Source organism: Arthrobacter sp. Leaf234, assembly GCF_001422665.1.
Lineage (GTDB): Bacteria > Actinomycetota > Actinomycetes > Actinomycetales > Micrococcaceae > Arthrobacter_D.
This window is the reverse complement of record NZ_LMLU01000004.1, coordinates 1-1,352: the sequence shown is the minus strand read 5'-3', so window position 1 is coordinate 1,352 and position 1,352 is coordinate 1. Positions and strand designations below refer to the sequence as shown.

At 65.6% G+C, this 1,352-nt stretch carries 1 protein-coding gene; it reads left to right on the top strand.

Annotated features, from left to right (window positions below; translation table 11 throughout):
- Window positions 1-446 precede the first annotated feature (446 nt).
- Window positions 447-1,352, top strand: a 906-nt coding sequence (locus ASF21_RS07835) for a lysozyme (RefSeq protein ID WP_162237522.1), incomplete at its 3' end; no start/stop codon positions are given.

Genomic DNA, 1,352 nt, shown 5'->3' with positions numbered 1-1,352 from the left:
ACCCAGACCTTCCAACGCGGAACACTCACCTGGACCTCAACCACCGGCGTCAAACGAACCTAACCCCCCCCMCCCMCCCCACACCCATCAACAGCACGATAATCCAGAGCATCTCCTCCTCCCGAGGTGGCTCCGAGCACATAGGTGATCTCACTGTGATAACCAAGCGAACCTCCCGACTGGCCGGCATCTCGCTACTGATGGCAGCGCTACTTGTCAGTCCCGTGACGCCGTCGTCGATGTCACCTGTCCAGGCACTCGAGAACACGGCGACCGCACCACCGGTCACCCCTCTCCCGGCGGACGTAGTTCCGGCGACCGCTAGTGCAACGCCGCCCGCACCGAAGCCGACTTCGGTGCCTGCTCCGCAGCAGAGTGCTGTCCCCGCTCCGAAGCCGAGTTCGGCGCCCGCTGCGACGAAGAGCAAGCCGCAAGAGGGTGCCGCCATGGCGCCGGAGGTCAGGAATGCCTCGATGGGGCAGGGGCTCGCACGGATAGCGGAGACCGGCGATCCTCAGGTACCGAGCGCGGCCGAGGCACTGGAGGGTGCCGGAGATCAGGGTGAGGTCCAGGGCCGCTCGGATGCGGGTGCCGCTGCGACCAGTTACTGGAACCCCGGTGGGGTCCTGGGAGTGGACGTGAGCAGCCATCAGGGACAGTTCGTGGACTGGTCATCCGCGTCACGGTACGGTGCACGTTTCGCCTACGTGAAGGCGACGGAGAACGACGACTATGCCAACCCGTACTTCGCGGATCAGTTCGCAGGGGCTGCTGCGTCCGGCATGTACCGGGGGGCGTACCATTTCGCCCTGCCCAGCCTGTCCTCGGGCACGACACAGGCCACCTTCTTCGTCCGGAACGGTGGGGGGTGGAGTGCGGATGGGAAGACCCTGCCGCCACTGCTCGACGTCGAATACAACCCGTACACGTCGCTGGGCAATACCTGCTACAACATGTCGCCCTCCCAGATGGTCGCCTGGATCTCCGACTTCTCCCGGCAGATGCAGGTCCTGACCGGCAGGAAGCCGATGATCTACACGACGGCGAACTGGTGGGATCAGTGCACGGGAAACACGACGGCGTTCGGCGACCACGCACTGCACCTGGCGCGCTACGGAGCGACGACGCCCGGCGCCATGCCCAGCGGGTGGGCCAAGCAGAACGTGTGGCAGTACACCGACAGCGGGCCGGTCGTCGGCGACTGGAACCAGTGGAACGGGGACCTCGCAAGCCTGAAGGCCTTCGCCCTCAACACCACCATGACGCCTGCTGCTGCGATGTCGGCGATCTCGTCGGTTGTCGCTGGTTCTCCGCAGCTCGGGGGTGCGAAGTCGGAGGTGCAGTGCGGTCTG